The following is a 15,234-nucleotide window of genomic DNA, read 5'->3' as shown; positions in this document are numbered from 1 at the left end:
GGCCGCTGTGAACCCCTGGCGCCGCTGTCGCCCGGCCGCTGTGAACCCTTGGCGCCGCTGTCGCCCGGCCGCTGCGAACCCCCTGGCGCCGCTGTCGCCCGGCCGTCGCGAGCCCTGCTTCCGCCCCCTGCTCGGCTCAGTGCACGCAGAACTCGTTCCCCTCCGGGTCCGCCATCACCACCCACGTCCCGGAGGGTTCCTTCACCTCCCGCAGCACACTCGCCCCGAGCGCGGTGAGCCGCTCGACCTCTCCCTCCCGCCGTCCCGCGCCGGGGTGCAGGTCGAGGTGGAGCCGGTTCTTGACCGTCTTCTCCTCCGGCACCCGCTGGAACAGCAGCCGCCGCCCCAGTCCGGTGCCGCTCTCCGCGTCGAAGGGGTCCGCGGGATGCCGTACGGCGATCAGGTCCCGGAAGGCCGGGCGGCCGTGGTGCTCCAGCGTGGCCGCGCCGGGCAGCGCGCCCAGTCCCAGCAGGCGCTCGACGAGTGCGCTGTTGTCCTCGACCGTGTAGTGCAGTGCGGCGGCCCAGAAGTCCGCCTGCGTGTGCGGGTCGAGGGAGTCGACGACGAGCTTCCAGTGGACGGGCGTGGGTTCCGTTGCGGGTGTCTCGCTCATGTAACCAGTTATATTGGTTACATGAGCGCGCGGGCAACGGAAACGCCGGAACACCCGAAAACCTCGGGATCGCCGTCATCGCCGACATCCCCGGGATCGCCTTCGGCATCTGCGTCACCGGCAAACCCGGCAACCCCACCCGGTCGGCCCCCCGGCCTGACCCTGGTCTCGCACGACGGCAAGCCCTACCGCTTCGACCCGGGTGCCCTGTGCCTGGAGTTGCTGCCCACCGGCGGCCCCGGCGCCTTCGCCCGCTACGAGGTACTGCACGAACCCGCCGACCTCGTCGCCTGGGCCGCCCGCAGCCGCCTGCCCGAGGGGCTGGAACTCACTGTGTCCGAAAGGGAGTTGAGTCGCGTACGGGACGTACGCGACGCCCTTTTCCTCCTCACCGCCGACCGGGCCCACGGCCGCCCGCAGCGGCCGGAGCACCTCGACGCCCTCAACGCGGCCGCGGCCGAGCCCCCGCTCGTCTCCCGCCTCACCCCCGACGGAACCCACGCCTGGGCTCCCGGCGCCACCGGCACCCGACTGCTCTCGACCGTCGCCCGCGACGCGATCGACCTCTTCACCGGCCCGCACGCGCACCGCGTCCGCGAGTGCGGCGCGCACGACTGCCGACTGCTGTTCGTCGACACCTCCCGCCCCGGCCGCCGCCGCTGGTGCGCGATGGAACACTGCGGCAACCGCGAGAAGGTGCGCGCCCACCGGGCCCGCGGACGGCTTACGGAGAGCTAGTCTCCCGCTCGTCGTACGCCGCCCGCGCCGCCGCGACCTCCGCCTGGTGGTGTTCCGTCCAGGTCACCAGGGACTGGATCGTGGCGGGCAACGTGCCGCCCAGGGGCGTGAGTTCGTACTCGACGCGCGGCGGCACCACCGGATGCACGGTCCGGTGGACCAGGCCGTCCGCTCCAGGTGCCGCAGGGTGACGGTGAGAGGGGGAGCAGGGGCTGGCGAGCGGCCTGCTGCACACCTCGACCCAGTTCGGTTCGGCGATCGGGATCTCCGCTGTGACAGCCGTCTACGGCTTGGCGCTGGGGGAGACCTCCGGCGCCTCGACCGCGGACGGCTCGCTCTGCGCCTTCCGTACGGCGCCGGCGGTACCCGTCGTCATGGTGGTGCTGGGCGCCCTGGTCTCGGCGGCGAGCGTCCGGGCGGACCGGGCCGACCGCGCCGTGCGGACCGAGGAGCGCCACGCGTCCCCGGTGAGCAGCACCAGCGCCAGCCAGACCAGCGCGAAGCCGGCCCAGCGCTCGGGCGGCATGGCCTCACCGAAGTAGAGGACGCCCAGGAGGAACTGGAACACCGGCGCCATGTACTGCAACAGGCCCAGCGTGGACAGCGGCACCCGGATCGCCGCCGCACCGAAGCAGACCAGCGGAAGCGCGGTGACGATGCCGGTGGAGGCGAGGAGGGCCGAGTGCCCGAGGCCCTCCCCGGTGAAGGTGGAGCCGCCGTGGCTGGACAGCCACAGCAGATAGCCGAGGGCGGGCAGGAACTGGATCGCCGTCTCGGCGGCCAGCGACTCGACCCCGCCGAGGTTGACCTTCTTCTTCACCAGCCCGTAGGTGGCGAAGGAGAAGGCGAGGCAGAGCGAGATCCACGGCGGGCGGCCGTACCCGATGGTCAGCACGAGGACGGCGGCGAGGCCGACGCCGACCGCCACCCACTGCACGGGCCGCAGCCGCTCCTTCAGGAGCAGAACGCCGATGGCGATGGTGACCAGCGGGTTGATGAAGTAACCGAGCGACGCCTCGACGACGTGGCCGCTGTTCACGGCCCAGATGTAGACGCCCCAGTTCACGGTGATGACGGCGGCGGCGACCGTGACGAGCGCGAGCCGGCGCGGCTGGCGCAGCAGCTCGCCGGCCCACTTCCAGCGCCGTACGACGATCAGCGCGACGGCGACGAAGGCGAGGGACCACACCATGCGGTGGGCGAGGATCTCGGCCGCGCCGGCGGGCTTGAGGAGCGGCCAGAAGAGCGGGACGAGGCCCCACATCCCGTAGGCGGCGAAGCCGTTCAGCAGGCCGATCCGGCCCTCACCACCCTTGGACGTCCCGGTCACGGGCCCCTCCTTCTCACGACCTCACGACAGGCATGCGTGGACGAAGGTAACGCCGTACACCCCCGCCTGTCATGCCCGTATCGCCATACGGTCGTGACAGGCGGGGGTCGGGAGGCCCGGGAGCCCGGAACGGGGGAGTAGCGGCCCTCGGGCGGAGGTCTGGCGGGGTCAGCCCTTCAGCGCGGCGGCGATCGCCTCGGACAGCGGGGTGGTCGGGCGGCCGGCCAGGCGGGACAGGTCACCGGTGGAGACGACCAGCTCGCCCTTCGCGATCGACGTGTCCACGCCGGCCAGGATCGCGGCGAACGGCTCGGGCAGCCCGGCGCCGGTCAGGATCCCGATCAGGGTCTCCGCGGGCACCGCGCTGTAGCCGATCTCCTCGCCGGTCTGCCGGCTCAGCTCGGCCGCGTACTCCGCGAAGCTCCACGCCTCGTCGCCGCCCAGCTCGTACGTCGTGTTCTCGTGCCCCTCGCCGGTCAGTACGGCGACCGCGGCGGCCGCGTAGTCCGCGCGGGCTGCGGAGGAGACGCGACCCTCACCGGCGGCGGCGACGACGGCCTTGTGCTCCAGCACCGGGGCCAGGTTCTCGGTGTAGTTCTCGTGGTACCAGCCGTTGCGCAGCAGGGAGTAGGGCAGGCCGGAGGCGAGCAGCGCCTTCTCGGTGGCGCGGTGGTCGTCGGCCAGCGCGGCGCTCAGGCTGCCGGGCGCGCTGGTGTACGCCAGCAGCGCGACGCCGGCCGCCTTGGCGGCGTCGATGACGACCTGGTGCTGGGCCGGCCGGCCCTTGTCGAACTCGTTGCCCGAGATCAGCAGCACCTTGTCACCGGCGGCGAACAGGCCGTCGAACGTCTCGGGGGCGTTGTAGTCGGCGACCGCGAGCCTCACGCCGCGCTCGGCGAGGTGGGCGGCCTTGGCCTTGTCACGCACGACGGCCGTGACCGCCTCCGCGGGGACCTTCTCCAGCAACTGCTCCACGACGTGACGGCCGAGGTGTCCGGTGGCTCCGGTGACGACAATGCTCATGATTCAGAACTCCTTGGGGGGTGCGGTCTGCAACTAACCCTAAGGCGTGCGCTAACTGAGGGAAAGTACCCACTTTGAAGTAAGGTACTGGCATGAAGGTAAGTGCCAGGGTGGTGAGTGCCGCGGTATCCCGTACGTGCAGACACAGAGGCCCGGAACCTCTCCGGTCCCGGGCCCCGTGCTCAAGGCGGACGTGCGTAGTCGATCAGCCGTCGTTCAGCCGACGACCGTCCAGGTGTCCCCGCCGGCCAGCAGCGCCGCCAGATCCCCCTTGCCGTGCCGCTCGATCGCCTCGTCGAGCTGGTCGGTCATCTGGGTGTCGTAGACCGGCCGCTCGACGGAGCGCAGGACACCGATCGGGGTCTGGTGCAGGGTGTCCGGGTCGGCCAGCCGGGACAGTGCGAAGGCAGTGGTCGGGGACGCGGAGTGGGCGTCGTGGACCACGACCTCGGCCTCGTTCTCCGGGGTCACCGCCACCACCTTCAGATCGCCGGTCGCGCGGTCCCGCACGACCCCCTTGGACCGGTCGGCGCCGAACCGGATCGGCTGCCCGTGCTCCAGCCGGATCACCGCCTCCTCGGCCGACTGCCGGTCCTTCAGCGCCTCGAAGGCTCCGTCGTTGAAGATGTTGCAGTTCTGGTAGATCTCCACCAGGGCCGTGCCCGGATGGGCGGCGGCCTGACGCAGCACCTCCGTCAGGTGCTTGCGGTCGGAGTCGATCGTGCGCGCCACGAACGACGCCTCCGCGCCGATGGCCAGCGACACCGGATTGAAGGGCGCGTCCAGCGAGCCCATCGGCGTCGACTTGGTGATCTTGCCGACCTCGGAGGTGGGGGAGTACTGCCCCTTGGTCAGCCCGTAGATCCGGTTGTTGAACAGCAGGATCTTGAGGTTCACATTGCGTCGCAGGGCGTGGATGAGGTGGTTGCCGCCGATGGAAAGGGCGTCCCCGTCCCCGGTCACCACCCACACGCTCAGGTCGCGCCTGCTGGTGGCGAGCCCGGTCGCGATCGCCGGGGCCCGCCCGTGGATCGAATGCATCCCGTAGGTGTTCATGTAGTACGGGAAGCGCGAGGAGCAGCCGATGCCCGAGACGAAGACGACGTTCTCTCTCGCCAGCCCCAGCTCCGGCATGAAGCCCTGGACGGCCGCCAGGATCGCGTAGTCACCGCAGCCGGGGCACCAGCGCACTTCCTGATCGGACTTGAAGTCCTTCATGGACTGGCGGCCCTCGGCCTTGGGGACGAGTGAAAGCGCCTCGATCGTGCCCGTGCCTTCCGTGGACGTGTCAGCCATCGATGGCCTCCTTGAGCGCCGAGGCGAGCTGTTCCGCCTTGAACGGCATGCCGTTGACCTGGTTGTACGAGTGCGCGTCGACCAGATACCTCGCCCGGATCAAGGTGGCGAGCTGGCCCAGGTTCATCTCCGGGATCACGACCTTGTCGTAACGCTTCAGGACCGCGCCCAGGTTCTTCGGGAAGGGGTTCAGATGCCGCAGATGGGCCTGCGCGATCGGCTCCCCGGCCGCGCGCAGCCGCCGTACGGCCGCGGTGATGGGCCCGTAGGTGGAACCCCAGCCCAGGACCAGGGTTCTCGCCTCGTGCGGGTCGTCGACCTCGACGTCCGGCACGTCGATGCCGTCGATCTTTGCCTGCCGGGTGCGGACCATGAAGTCGTGGTTGGCCGGGTCGTAGGAGATGTTGCCGGTGCCGTCCTGCTTCTCGATCCCGCCGATACGGTGCTCCAGACCCGGCGTGCCCGGCACCGCCCACGGCCGGGCCAGGGTCTGAGGGTCGCGCTTGTACGGCCAGAAGACCTCGGAGCCGTCCTCCAGGGTGTGATTGGGACCCTGCGCGAACTGCACGGTCAGGTCCGGCAGTTCGTCCAGTTCGGGGATGCGCCAGGGCTCGGAGCCGTTGGCGAGATAGCCGTCCGACAGCAGCATCACCGGCGTGCGGTACGTCAGGGCGATCCGGGCCGCCTCCAGGGCGGCGGCGAAGCAGTCGGCGGGGGTGCGGGGCGCGACGATCGGGACCGGGGCCTCGCCGTTGCGCCCGAACATCGCCTGGAGCAGATCCGCCTGCTCCGTCTTCGTCGGCAGACCGGTCGACGGCCCGCCGCGCTGGATGTCGACCACCAGCAGCGGCAGCTCCAGCGACACGGCGAGCCCGATGGTCTCCGACTTCAGTGCCACACCGGGACCGGAGGTGGTGGTCACCGCCAGCGACCCGCCGAACGCCGCCCCCAGCGCCGCGCCGATGCCCGCGATCTCGTCCTCGGCCTGGAAGGTGCGTACGCCGAAGTTCTTGTGCTTGCTCAGCTCGTGCAGGATGTCCGAGGCCGGCGTGATCGGGTACGAGCCCAGGAACAGCGGCAGATCGGCCTGCCGGGAGGCGCTGATCAGCCCGTACGACAGCGCCAGGTTCCCGGAGATGTTCCGGTAGGTGCCGACCGGGAACGCCTTGGCCGCCGGGGCGACCTCATAGCTGACCGCGAAGTCCTCGGTCGTCTCGCCGAAGTTCCAGCCGGCCCGGAAAGCCGCGATGTTGGCGGCCGCGATGTCCGGCTTCTTCGCGAACTTCGACTTCAGGAACTTCTCCGTCCCCTCCGTCGGCCGGTGGTACATCCACGACAAGAGGCCGAGCGCGAACATGTTCTTGCTGCGCTCGGCCTCTTTGCGGGTGAGGTCGAAATCCTTGAGAGCCTCGACGGTCAGCGTGGTCAACGGGACCGGGTGGATCTGATACCCGTCGAGGGAACCGTCCTCCAGCGGCGAGGCCGCGTACCCCACCTTCTGCATCGCCCGTTTGGTGAACTCGTCCGTGTTGACGATGATCTCCGCGCCGCGCGGCACATCGCCGATGTTGGCTTTCAGCGCCGCGGGATTCATGGCGACCAGGACATTGGGCGCGTCACCCGGCGTGAGGATGTCGTGGTCGGCGAAGTGCAACTGGAACGAGGACACGCCGGGGAGGGTGCCGGCGGGCGCGCGGATCTCGGCGGGGAAGTTCGGCAGAGTCGACAGGTCGTTGCCGAACGACGCCGTCTCCGAGGTGAATCGGTCACCGGTGAGCTGCATACCGTCACCCGAGTCCCCCGCGAACCTGATGATCACCCGGTCGAGACGGCGTACGTCCTTCGTCCCGCCCGGTTTGCGCTGCTCTCCCACGACGGCTGCATCGGTTCCGTCGGTTCCGTCGGCCTGTTCCGCTGGGCTGACCTGACTGGTCACTGAACTGGACCTCCCTAGAGGCGGCTGTCCGGGGGAGAGGCCTTCCGGAAGGCCCTCCCTGGATCAACCCTACGTCTGTAAGGGTCGCCTTCCCTCGGCCATTCGAAAGACGGTCACTGCCCTGAGACGGCCCGGCGCCCTGACTTGCCATGATTTCCGACTGCCCAGGATGTCCAAGAAGGCGCGACGAAGAAAACCCGTCATGAATTGAGATAGGTGAGGACCGCGAGTACGCGACGATGATCTCCGTCGCTGGGGGACAGGCCGAGCTTCTGGAAGATATTGCTGACGTGCTTCTCCACCGCGCCGTCGCTCACCACCAGCTGCTTGGCGATCGCCGAGTTCGTCCGCCCCTCGGCCATCAGCCCCAGCACCTCCCGCTCCCGCGGGGTCAGCCCGGCCAGCACGTCCTGCTTACGGCTGCGCCCGAGGAGCTGCGCGACCACCTCGGGATCGAGGGCCGTACCCCCCTCGGCCACCCGCACCACCGCGTCCACGAACTCCCGCACCTCGGCCACCCGGTCCTTGAGCAGATACCCCACCCCCCGGCTGGAACCGGCCAGCAGTTCGGTGGCGTACCGCTCCTCCACGTACTGCGACAGAACCAGCACACCGAGCCCCGGATACGACTTGCGCAGCCGTACGGCGGCCCGCACCCCCTCATCGGTATGTGTAGGGGGCATCCGTACGTCCGCGACGACCACGTCGGGCAGCGCGCCCTCCGCGTCCAGCTCGGTGATCGTCTTCACCAACGCCTCGGCATCCCCGACCCCGGCGACCACCTCGAGCCCCCGGTCCGTCAACAACCGCGTCAGCCCCTCCCGCAACAACACCGAATCCTCGGCAATGACCACCCGCACCCTGACCTCCACGCTCGCCGGCCCCCCAGCCACCCGTCCATCCAAAGAACACCCCCAGCATTCCAGCAAACCCCCCACCCGCGCCCGGACAACGGCGGCGTTCTCATGACGGGAGGACGGAAAGCGCGTGACGGGAGGCGGGCTTCCGGTCTGGGCAGAGTCAGGCGGAGCCAGTCGGGGCACGCGAGACATGGCCCCCGGGGAGGCTCAGGGGCGGCCCCGATTCCCCCACCCGCTCCCGTCAGGGGTGCAGGAGGACTCAGGGCTGGCCGGGGGTGGAGGAGGACTCAGGGCTGGCCGGGGGTGGAGGAGGACTCGGGGCTGGCCGGGGGTGGAGGAGGACTCGGGGCTGGCCGGGGGTGGAGGAGGACTCGGGGCTGGCCTTGGTTCACCTGCCCCGGCCCGTCAGGGGCGCGAAGGCAGGGACTCTGGGGCGGCCCCGATTCCCCCACCCGGCCCCGCAGGGGTGCAGGGGACGGAGTCCCGGCCGCGTGCAGGGTCTGGCCCCTTGGCGGGGCCGAAGGGGCGGGGCGTGGTGCCTCGTCCGGGGGCGCGGAGTGAAGTCCCGCAGAAGCACAAGGGACGCAGTCCCCGCGAGGGACCAGAGGGCCTCTGCCCGAGGGGGCGGACGGACCCGCGCAAGGGGTGCGGGGGGACGGAGTCTCGGCGAAGGTGCAGGGGCGCCGGCCTTGGTTCCCCTGCCCGCTCCCGTCAGGGGTGCAGGAGGACTCAGGGCTGGCCGGGGGTGGAGGAGGACTCGGGGCTGGCCTTGGTTCACCTGCCCCCGCCCGTCAGGGGCGCGAAGGCAGGGACTCTGGGGCGGCCCCGATTCCCCCGGCCCCGTCAGGGGCGCAGGGCGGAGCCCTTGGTGGGGTCGGAGGGGCGGAGCCCCTGGGGACGGGAAGGGTAGGGGCGGCGGGGGCGAGAACCCCCTGCCCCACCCCCAGCGGTTACTGCCCCCTCCGCCACGGCAACTCCGCCGTCACCCGCGTAGGCCCCCCTACCGGAGAGTCCACCACCAGAATCCCGTCCACCGCATCGAGCCGCCCGGCCAACCCGGCCAACCCTGACCCGCCGGAGGCATCCGCCCCGCCCACCCCGTCGTCACTCACCTGCACCATCAACCGCTCCTCCACCCGCCACACATCCACGGACGCGGACCTCGCCCCACTGTGCTTGCTCACGTTCTGAAGCAACTCCGACACCGTGAAGTACGCGATCCCCTCGATCGCCGCGGCCGGCCGCTCCACGAGGTCCACCTCCACCTGCACCGGCACGGTGCACCGCGAGGCCACGGACGACAGCGCCGCGTCCAGCCCCCGGTCGGTCAACACGGCGGGATGAATCCCCCGAGCCAGATCCCGCAGCTCCTGCAACGCCGTCTTCACCTCACCGTGCGCTTCGTCCACCATCCGCGCCGCCTCCCGGGGATCCTCCCGCAGCTTCTCCTTCGCGAGCCCCAGATCCATCGCCAGCGCGACCAGCCGCGCCTGCGCCCCGTCGTGCAGATCCCGCTCGATACGCCGCAGATCGGCGGCCGCCGTATCGACCACGACGCCCCGGTCGGACTCCAGCTCCACCACGCGCGACGCCAGCCGCGACGGCCCGAGCAGCCCGTGCACCATCACCCGGTCCACCGTCGTCAGCGCCCGCACGATCCACGGCGTGGCCAGCGTGAACAACAGCCCCACCAACGCCGTCACGGTGATCTCGAACGGGTTGTCCAGGTACACCCGGTGGTGATCGTCGCCGTACAGCTGAAGCCCGCCCTGTCCGCCGTACAGCGGGAAGAGCCAGAACCACAGCGGATACGTCAGCGTCGCCCAGCCGTACGCCCAGAAGGTGATCGCGACGCCGAAGGAGAAGGCCGCCCACGGCAGGTGCAGCACCGCGTACAGGACGTGCCGCCAGGACGTGCCGCTCCTGAGCACCGCGCCCATCCAGGACATAGCCCCCTTCCCCCGCGGCCGCAACGGCTCCGGCGTGGCCACGTCCAGGCCGAGCAGCCCCCGCGCCCGCGCCCGCTCCACCGCCCCGAGGCCGCGGCACGCCGCCAGCCCCGCCGCCAGCACCGGAACCCCGAGGAACGTCACCAGCAGGCCCGCCCCCACCGACAGCATCGTGACGGCGAAGGTGAACAGCACGATGCTGATCGGCAGGCTCAGCAGCACGTAGGCGAACTCCCGCCAGGCACGCGCCTCGACCGGCGCCCGCAACGCGGCCGGCAGCCGATGCCGACGACGTTCCCCGGCCCCAACCCCGGGCGTCTCGCCCCGCCGCGAGGGGTCCCCGTAGTCCCCGTAGTCCCCGTACTGCCCGTAGTGCGTGGCCATCGGCGTCGTCCGTTCTGCTTGTCGCGTCGGCAGGTGTCGTCCCCTACCTCCACCCTCCTCGGCGGCGGTCCCGCGGACCATGGAGTCCGTCGGCCTCTTGGAAGGGGGGTTTTCCCTACCTCAGGACTTCGGCGATCCGACCTCAGGGATCACCCCTCAGGGATCACCCTTCAGAGGCCCTCCCCTACGCCGTCCCCTACGCCCTCGGCTCCGTCCGGTCGCGCCAGGGCAACTCCGCCGTCACGGTCGTAGGCCCCCCGACCGGGGAGTCCACGACGAACAGCCCGTCGACAGCGCCCAGCCGGTCCGCCAGCCCCCGCATCCCCGTGCCGCCGTCGAGCCGCGCACCGCCCCGGCCGTCGTCCCGCACCTGGATGAGCAGCCGGTTCTCCACCCGCCACACGTCCACGGACGCGGACCGTGCCCCACTGTGCTTGCTGACGTTCTGGAGCAGCTCGGAGACGGTGAAGTAGGCGATGCCCTCGATGGCCGGCGCCGGCCGCGCCGGCAGATCCGCCGTCACCTGCACCGGCACCGTGCACCGCGAGGCCACGGACGACAGCGCCGCGTCCAGCCCCCGGTCGGTCAGTACGGCCGGATGGATCCCGCGCGCCAGATCCCGCAGCTCCTGGAGCGCGAGCTTCACCTCGCCGTGCGCCTCCTCGACCATCACCGAGGCCGCGTCCGGATCCTCCAGCAGCTTCTCCTTGGCCAGGCCGAGCCCCATCGCCAGATTGACCAGCCGCGCCTGCGCCCCGTCGTGCAGATCCCGCTCGATGCGCCGCAGATCGGCCGCGGCGGTGTCCACCACGACCCCCCGGTCGGACTCCAGTTCGGCGATCCGCCGCTCCAGCTCGTCGGACGGGCACAGCAGGGCCCGCACCATCGCCCGGTCCGCGTTGGTCAGCCCCCGGGCCAGGAACGGCAGCACCGGCCAGAGCACGAACAACGACGTCAGCGTCACCCCGAAGGTGAGAATCCCCCACGGCAACCGGATGAAGTCGTACAGCACCGTCCGCCAGGCCACCGGGTCCTTCAGCACCAGCCACATGCCCTGGAAGACGTTGCCCGCCCGGCGCAACGGCAGCGGGCTCGGCTCGTCGACGCGCACCGCGAGCAGCATCCGCGCCCGGCCCCGCTCGAACCGGCCGATCAGCCGCGCCCCCAGCAGTCCGAGCGCGAGCACCGGCAGCCCGACCACCGTGAGTGTCAGCGTGGCGCCCGTGAACAGCACCGTCATGACGTAGGTGAAACCGACGACCGACATCGGCAGGTTCGTCAGAAGGTGTGCGATCTCCTTCCACGTCTGCGGGTCGTAGGCGAACCGGACGCGCGGCAACTGCTCGTCACCCCCGGGCGCGTCCCGGCCGGCGGCGGGCTCGACGGGCACGGCGCGCGGAAACACGGCCGTGGAAGCGGGTTTGGATACGGTCATACGGGTTAGCGTGCCGCGCGACGCGCCCCCGCGCCATGGAGTTCGCCGCCGGGAGTCCCTGGGGAAAACCCCACCCCCATTGCCCCAGCTGTGACGGCCTGCTTACCGTGCCTTTATCAGGCCCTAGACTCCCGTGCGTACAGATCGTCGAACAGGCCGAGGTCGGGTCGGGGAGCGAGGGACGGACCGTGCCGCAGTCGTCGCAAGCAGCGCTGAGGGAACCGACGGTCGTCGTGGCGTCGGACTACTTCGACTCCTACGCGGTCGTCGGACTCCTCGCCGTCATCGGCGTGCTCTTCGTCGCGGTCGCGTTCGGCGCGGGCCGCCTCCTGCGCCCCGTGGTCCCGACCCCCGAGAAGCTCCTGACATACGAGTGCGGCGTCGACCCCGTCGGCGAGGGCTGGGCCCACACCCAGGTCCGCTACTACGTCTACGCCTTCCTCTACGTCATCTTCGCCGTCGACTCGATCTTCCTGTTCCCCTGGGCGACGGTCTTCGCCGCCCCCGGCTACGGCGCGGCCACGCTCGTGGAGATGTTCATCTTCCTCGGCTTCCTGGCCGTGGGCCTGCTGTACGCCTACAAGAAGGGCGTCCTGACATGGACGTGAACCCGCCCACCCCCGAGCCGGTGCTGCTTCCCGAGCCGAAGCGGCTGGGTGCGTTGGCCCGCCTCGCCCCCGAGCCGATGAAGGTCGTCCTGAACTGGGGCCGCCGCTACTCGCTCTGGGTCTTCAACTTCGGCCTCGCCTGCTGCGCGATCGAGTTCATCGCCGCGTCGATGGCCCGCCACGACTTCATCCGTCTGGGCGTCATCCCCTTCGCGCCGGGCCCGCGACAGGCCGACCTGATGGTCGTCTCCGGCACGGTCACGGACAAGATGGCCCCGGCCGTCAAACGCCTCTACGAACAGATGCCCGAGCCGAAGTACGTCATCTCCTTCGGCGCGTGCAGCAACTGCGGCGGCCCCTACTGGGACTCCTACTCCGTCACCAAGGGCGTCGACCAGATCATCCCGGTCGACGTGTACGTCCCCGGCTGCCCGCCGCGCCCCGAGGCGCTGCTCCAGGGCATCCTCAAGCTCCAGGAGAAGATCGCGCGCGAGTCGCTGGGGGAGCGGTACGCCACCGGCACCGACCGCCCTTCGGCTGCGGCCCTCCAGAGCGGACTCGTACGGCCGCCGGCCGCGGAGGGGGACGCCCGATGACCACCGTCGGCTGGCTGCCCGCCCCCGCCGAGGAACTCTTCGGCCCGGAGGCCACCGCCGAGGAGTCGTACGAGGTCCTGACGGTCGACGTACCACCGCAGTCCTGGACCGCGGCACTCCTGACCGCCCGCGACCGGCTGTCCTGCACCTACTTCGACTGGCTCAGCGCGGTCCACGAACCGGGCACCGGCTTCCGCGTCTCCGCCCACGTCGTCGCCCTCACGCCGGTCCGCCGCCTGCTGGTGCGCACCACGGTCCCGCACGAGGCCCCGACGCTCGCCACCGCCGTCGACGTCTACGCGGGCGCGGCCTGGCACGAGCGCGAGACCCACGAGATGTTCGGCGTCGTCTTCGCCAACCACCCGGCCCTGGACCACCTCCTCCTCCCCGAGAACTTCGAGGGCCACCCCCTCCGCAAGGACTTCGTCCTCGCCGCCCGCGTCGCCAAGGCCTGGCCCGGCGCGAAGGAACCCGGCGAGTCCGAACACGGCGGCCCCAAGCGCCGCCAGATGCTCCCCCCGGGTGTCCCCGACCCCAACGAATGGGGCCCCCTGAAGGGCCAGCTCCCTCCTGCCCCCGCCCGCGCCACCCGAGCCCCCCGCACGCCCCCGGGCGAACGCCCGGCCCGCCCGACGGGCGACCGCCCGGTCCGGCGCGCACGGACGGCGTCGGAGGGCTCGTCCAGCCAGGCCCCGGACCAGCCGGTCGGCCAGGCCCCGGACCAGCCGGTCGGTCAGGCCGCGGGCCAGCCGGTCGGTCAGGAGACAGGCCGGCCGGCCGCCGCGGCGGAGGCGCCGCCGACCGCCGCCGAACGTCCCGCACGACGCGCCCGGACGGCCGCCGAGGGCTCGGCCGGTCAGACGGCCGCCGAGACCCCGGTCCGGCCCGCCGCCGACCCGAACACCCCGTCGGCGGCCGGCACCGAGGACACTCCGACTCCGACCGCCTCCCGCAGCACGGCCGGGGCAGCCCCCCGCGGTTCCCGAAGCGTGAGCCAGGGGTCTGCTTCCCAGCGGGCCGAGGACACTTCCCCGGCGGCCCCCACGTCGGACGGGACGGCCCAGGACGAGACAGGCGCCGGACCGACCCCTCCGGAGCCCCCGGCGGCCCAGCCCTCGGCGGCCCAGCCCTCGGCGGGCCAGCCCTCGGCGGGCCAGTCCCCGGCGGCCCAGCCCTCGGCGGCCCCGCGCGGCGCGTCCGAGGGATCTGCCGGCCAGCCGTCGGCCACCCCCGGCAGGGCACCCCGCAGCGCCGACGCCCCCTGGCACCACGCCCGCCCCGCCTTCGAGGACCTGGATCGGGACCCGGAGCACCCGGAGCCCGAGCGACCGGCGACGACCGAACAGCCCACCCCCGCGAGCGACACCCCCGCGAGCGACGCCCCCGAGAACGACCCCCCTGAGAACGGCCCCTCCGACAAAGACACCCCCGCGAACCCCCAGGGAGGCCCGCAGTGAACGACGCTCTCGACGTCGCCCTGCGACTCCTGATCGTCTTCGTCGTCTTCCTCACCTTCCCCCTGATCGTCGGTCAGGCCGAGCACAAGGTGATGGCCCACATGCAGGGCCGCCTCGGCCCGATGTACGCCGGCGGCTTCCACGGCTGGGCCCAGCTCATCGCGGACGGCGTGAAGTTCGCGCAGAAGGAGGACATCGTCCCCGCGGGCGCGGACCGCCGTATCTTCCAGCTGGCCCCCGCCGTCGCCCTGCTCCCGTACCTCCTCGTCCTTCTCGCGATCCCCATCGGCCCCGGCGAGGGCGCCGTCGGCGAGGTCGTCGACGCCGGTGTCTTCTTCGTCCTGGCCGTCATGGGCGTCGGCGTCCTCGGCTCCCTCATGGCCGGCTGGGCCAGTGCCAACAAGTTCTCCCTCCTCGGCGGCCTGCGCACCGCCGCTCAGCTCCTCGCCTACGAACTCCCGATGCTGCTCACCGCCGCCTCCGTCGCCATGGCGGCGGGCACGGTCTCCCTCCCCGGCATCGTCGACGCCTTCGAGTGGTGGTGGCTGCCCTGGCAGATCGTCGGCGCGATCGTCTTCTTCGTCGCCGGTCTCGCCGAACTCCAGCGCCCCCCGTTCGACATGCCCGTCGCCGACTCGGAGATCATCTTCGGCGCCTACACCGAGTACACCGGCCTCCGTTTCGCCCTGTTCCTCCTCGCCGAGTACGCCGGGATCGTCGTCCTGTGCGGCCTGACCACCGTCCTCTTCCTGGGCGGCTGGCACGGCCCCTGGGGCGCCGACGGCCTCGGCTGGGTCTGGACCCTGCTGAAGTCCGCCGTCCTGGCCTTCGTCGTGATCTGGCTGCGCGTCACCTACCCCCGCCTGCGCGAGGACCAGCTCCAGAAGCTCTCCTGGACCCTCCTCGTCCCCCTTTCCCTCGCCCAGATCGCCCTCACCGGCGTCGTCAAGGTGGTGATCTCCTAATGTCCGGCCCGTCACCCGACAACCGTCCCTCAACGACGCCCTCC

The 15,234-nt window shown here is 71.4% G+C and carries 13 protein-coding genes and 1 pseudogene; 5 read left to right on the top strand and 9 right to left on the bottom strand.

Going from position 1 to position 15,234, the window contains the following annotated elements; translation table 11 throughout:
• Positions 1-136: 136 nt before the first annotated feature.
• Positions 137-613, bottom strand: coding sequence for a VOC family protein (locus ACFWJX_RS14150; RefSeq protein ID WP_383241544.1), 477 nt, complete (start codon positions 611-613; stop codon positions 137-139).
• A 162-nt stretch (positions 614-775) separates the two neighbouring features.
• On the opposite strand from ACFWJX_RS14150, the gene ACFWJX_RS14145 reads away from it, so the two are divergent.
• Positions 776-1,351: a CGNR zinc finger domain-containing protein gene (locus ACFWJX_RS14145; protein ID WP_383241894.1), complete on the top strand. Its 576-nt coding sequence runs from the start codon at positions 776-778 to the stop codon at positions 1,349-1,351.
• On the opposite strand, the pseudogene ACFWJX_RS14140 reads toward ACFWJX_RS14145, so the two are convergent.
• The 8 genes and pseudogenes from ACFWJX_RS14140 to ACFWJX_RS14105 all read right to left on the bottom strand — a co-directional run.
• Positions 1,338-1,549 (bottom strand): annotated as a pseudogene (locus ACFWJX_RS14140) (winged helix-turn-helix transcriptional regulator); the annotation flags it as partial. The gene ACFWJX_RS14145 and the pseudogene ACFWJX_RS14140 sit on opposite strands and share 14 nt — an antisense overlap.
• A gap of 85 nt (positions 1,550-1,634) precedes the next feature.
• Positions 1,635-2,615 carry an EamA family transporter RarD gene (gene rarD, locus ACFWJX_RS14135; RefSeq protein ID WP_383241891.1) on the bottom strand — a complete coding sequence of 327 codons (981 nt, stop codon included), beginning with the start codon at positions 2,613-2,615 and terminating at the stop codon, positions 1,635-1,637.
• A gap of 234 nt (positions 2,616-2,849) precedes the next feature.
• Positions 2,850-3,704, bottom strand: coding sequence for an SDR family oxidoreductase (locus tag ACFWJX_RS14130; RefSeq protein WP_383241542.1), 855 nt, complete (start codon positions 3,702-3,704; stop codon positions 2,850-2,852).
• 216 nt (positions 3,705-3,920) lie between these two features.
• Positions 3,921-5,000, bottom strand: a complete 1,080-nt coding sequence (locus tag ACFWJX_RS14125) for a 2-oxoacid:ferredoxin oxidoreductase subunit beta (RefSeq protein ID WP_383241539.1) — start codon at positions 4,998-5,000, stop codon at positions 3,921-3,923.
• Entirely contained in the window at positions 4,993-6,936 is a 1,944-nt protein-coding gene (locus ACFWJX_RS14120; RefSeq protein WP_383241537.1) for a 2-oxoacid:acceptor oxidoreductase subunit alpha, read from the bottom strand. Before ACFWJX_RS14120 ends, ACFWJX_RS14125 begins: the two co-directional genes overlap by 8 nt.
• Before the next feature lie 200 nt (positions 6,937-7,136).
• Complete coding sequence (locus ACFWJX_RS14115) at positions 7,137-7,796, bottom strand: LuxR C-terminal-related transcriptional regulator (RefSeq protein ID WP_383241534.1); 660 nt, start codon at positions 7,794-7,796, stop codon at positions 7,137-7,139.
• A gap of 950 nt (positions 7,797-8,746) precedes the next feature.
• On the bottom strand, positions 8,747-10,129 hold the full coding sequence (locus ACFWJX_RS14110; protein WP_383241532.1) for a sensor histidine kinase: 1,383 nt from the start codon (positions 10,127-10,129) through the stop codon (positions 8,747-8,749).
• 196 nt (positions 10,130-10,325) lie between these two features.
• Positions 10,326-11,564: a sensor histidine kinase gene (locus tag ACFWJX_RS14105; protein WP_383241529.1), complete on the bottom strand. Its 1,239-nt coding sequence runs from the start codon at positions 11,562-11,564 to the stop codon at positions 10,326-10,328.
• A 212-nt stretch (positions 11,565-11,776) separates the two neighbouring features.
• Between ACFWJX_RS14105 and ACFWJX_RS14100 the strand changes: the two genes are divergently transcribed.
• The 4 genes from ACFWJX_RS14100 to ACFWJX_RS14085 are packed head-to-tail and all read left to right on the top strand — an operon-like array spanning position 11,777 to position 15,190.
• Positions 11,777-12,172 (top strand): NADH-quinone oxidoreductase subunit A, encoded by a 396-nt coding sequence (locus ACFWJX_RS14100; RefSeq protein WP_073499893.1) that lies wholly within the window; start codon positions 11,777-11,779, stop codon positions 12,170-12,172.
• The gene (locus ACFWJX_RS14095; RefSeq protein WP_383241526.1) at positions 12,163-12,768 is read left to right on the top strand and encodes an NADH-quinone oxidoreductase subunit B; all 606 of its coding nucleotides are present in this window, start codon (positions 12,163-12,165) and stop codon (positions 12,766-12,768) included. The genes ACFWJX_RS14100 and ACFWJX_RS14095 overlap by 10 nt, the downstream gene beginning before the upstream one ends.
• Complete coding sequence (locus ACFWJX_RS14090) at positions 12,765-14,225, top strand: NADH-quinone oxidoreductase subunit C (protein WP_383241523.1); 1,461 nt, start codon at positions 12,765-12,767, stop codon at positions 14,223-14,225. The genes ACFWJX_RS14095 and ACFWJX_RS14090 overlap by 4 nt, the downstream gene beginning before the upstream one ends.
• The gene (locus ACFWJX_RS14085; RefSeq protein ID WP_383241520.1) at positions 14,222-15,190 is read left to right on the top strand and encodes an NADH-quinone oxidoreductase subunit H; all 969 of its coding nucleotides are present in this window, start codon (positions 14,222-14,224) and stop codon (positions 15,188-15,190) included. Before ACFWJX_RS14090 ends, ACFWJX_RS14085 begins: the two co-directional genes overlap by 4 nt.
• The last annotated feature ends 44 nt before the right edge of the window (positions 15,191-15,234 follow it).

The organism is Streptomyces sp. NPDC058335, from assembly GCF_042723915.1.
Lineage (GTDB): Bacteria > Actinomycetota > Actinomycetes > Streptomycetales > Streptomycetaceae > Streptomyces.
The sequence above is the reverse complement of the archived record's forward strand: the minus strand, read 5'-3'. Positions and strand labels throughout refer to the sequence as shown.

Bases quoted from the DNA above. Each gene is read 5' to 3' on its own strand.
- ACFWJX_RS14090 (WP_383241523.1), top strand. From the start codon at position 12,765: ATGACCACCGTCGGCTGGCTGCCCGCCCCCGCCGAGGAACTCTTCGGC.
- rarD (WP_383241891.1), bottom strand. From the start codon at position 2,615: ATGTGGGGCCTCGTCCCGCTCTTCTGGCCGCTCCTCAAGCCCGCCGGC.
- ACFWJX_RS14130 (WP_383241542.1), bottom strand. From the start codon at position 3,704: ATGAGCATTGTCGTCACCGGAGCCACCGGACACCTCGGCCGTCACGTC.
- ACFWJX_RS14110 (WP_383241532.1), bottom strand. From the start codon at position 10,129: ATGGCCACGCACTACGGGCAGTACGGGGACTACGGGGACTACGGGGAC.
- ACFWJX_RS14150 (WP_383241544.1), bottom strand. From the start codon at position 613: ATGAGCGAGACACCCGCAACGGAACCCACGCCCGTCCACTGGAAGCTC.
- ACFWJX_RS14105 (WP_383241529.1), bottom strand. From the start codon at position 11,564: ATGACCGTATCCAAACCCGCTTCCACGGCCGTGTTTCCGCGCGCCGTG.
- ACFWJX_RS14125 (WP_383241539.1), bottom strand. From the start codon at position 5,000: ATGGCTGACACGTCCACGGAAGGCACGGGCACGATCGAGGCGCTTTCA.
- ACFWJX_RS14095 (WP_383241526.1), top strand. From the start codon at position 12,163: ATGGACGTGAACCCGCCCACCCCCGAGCCGGTGCTGCTTCCCGAGCCG.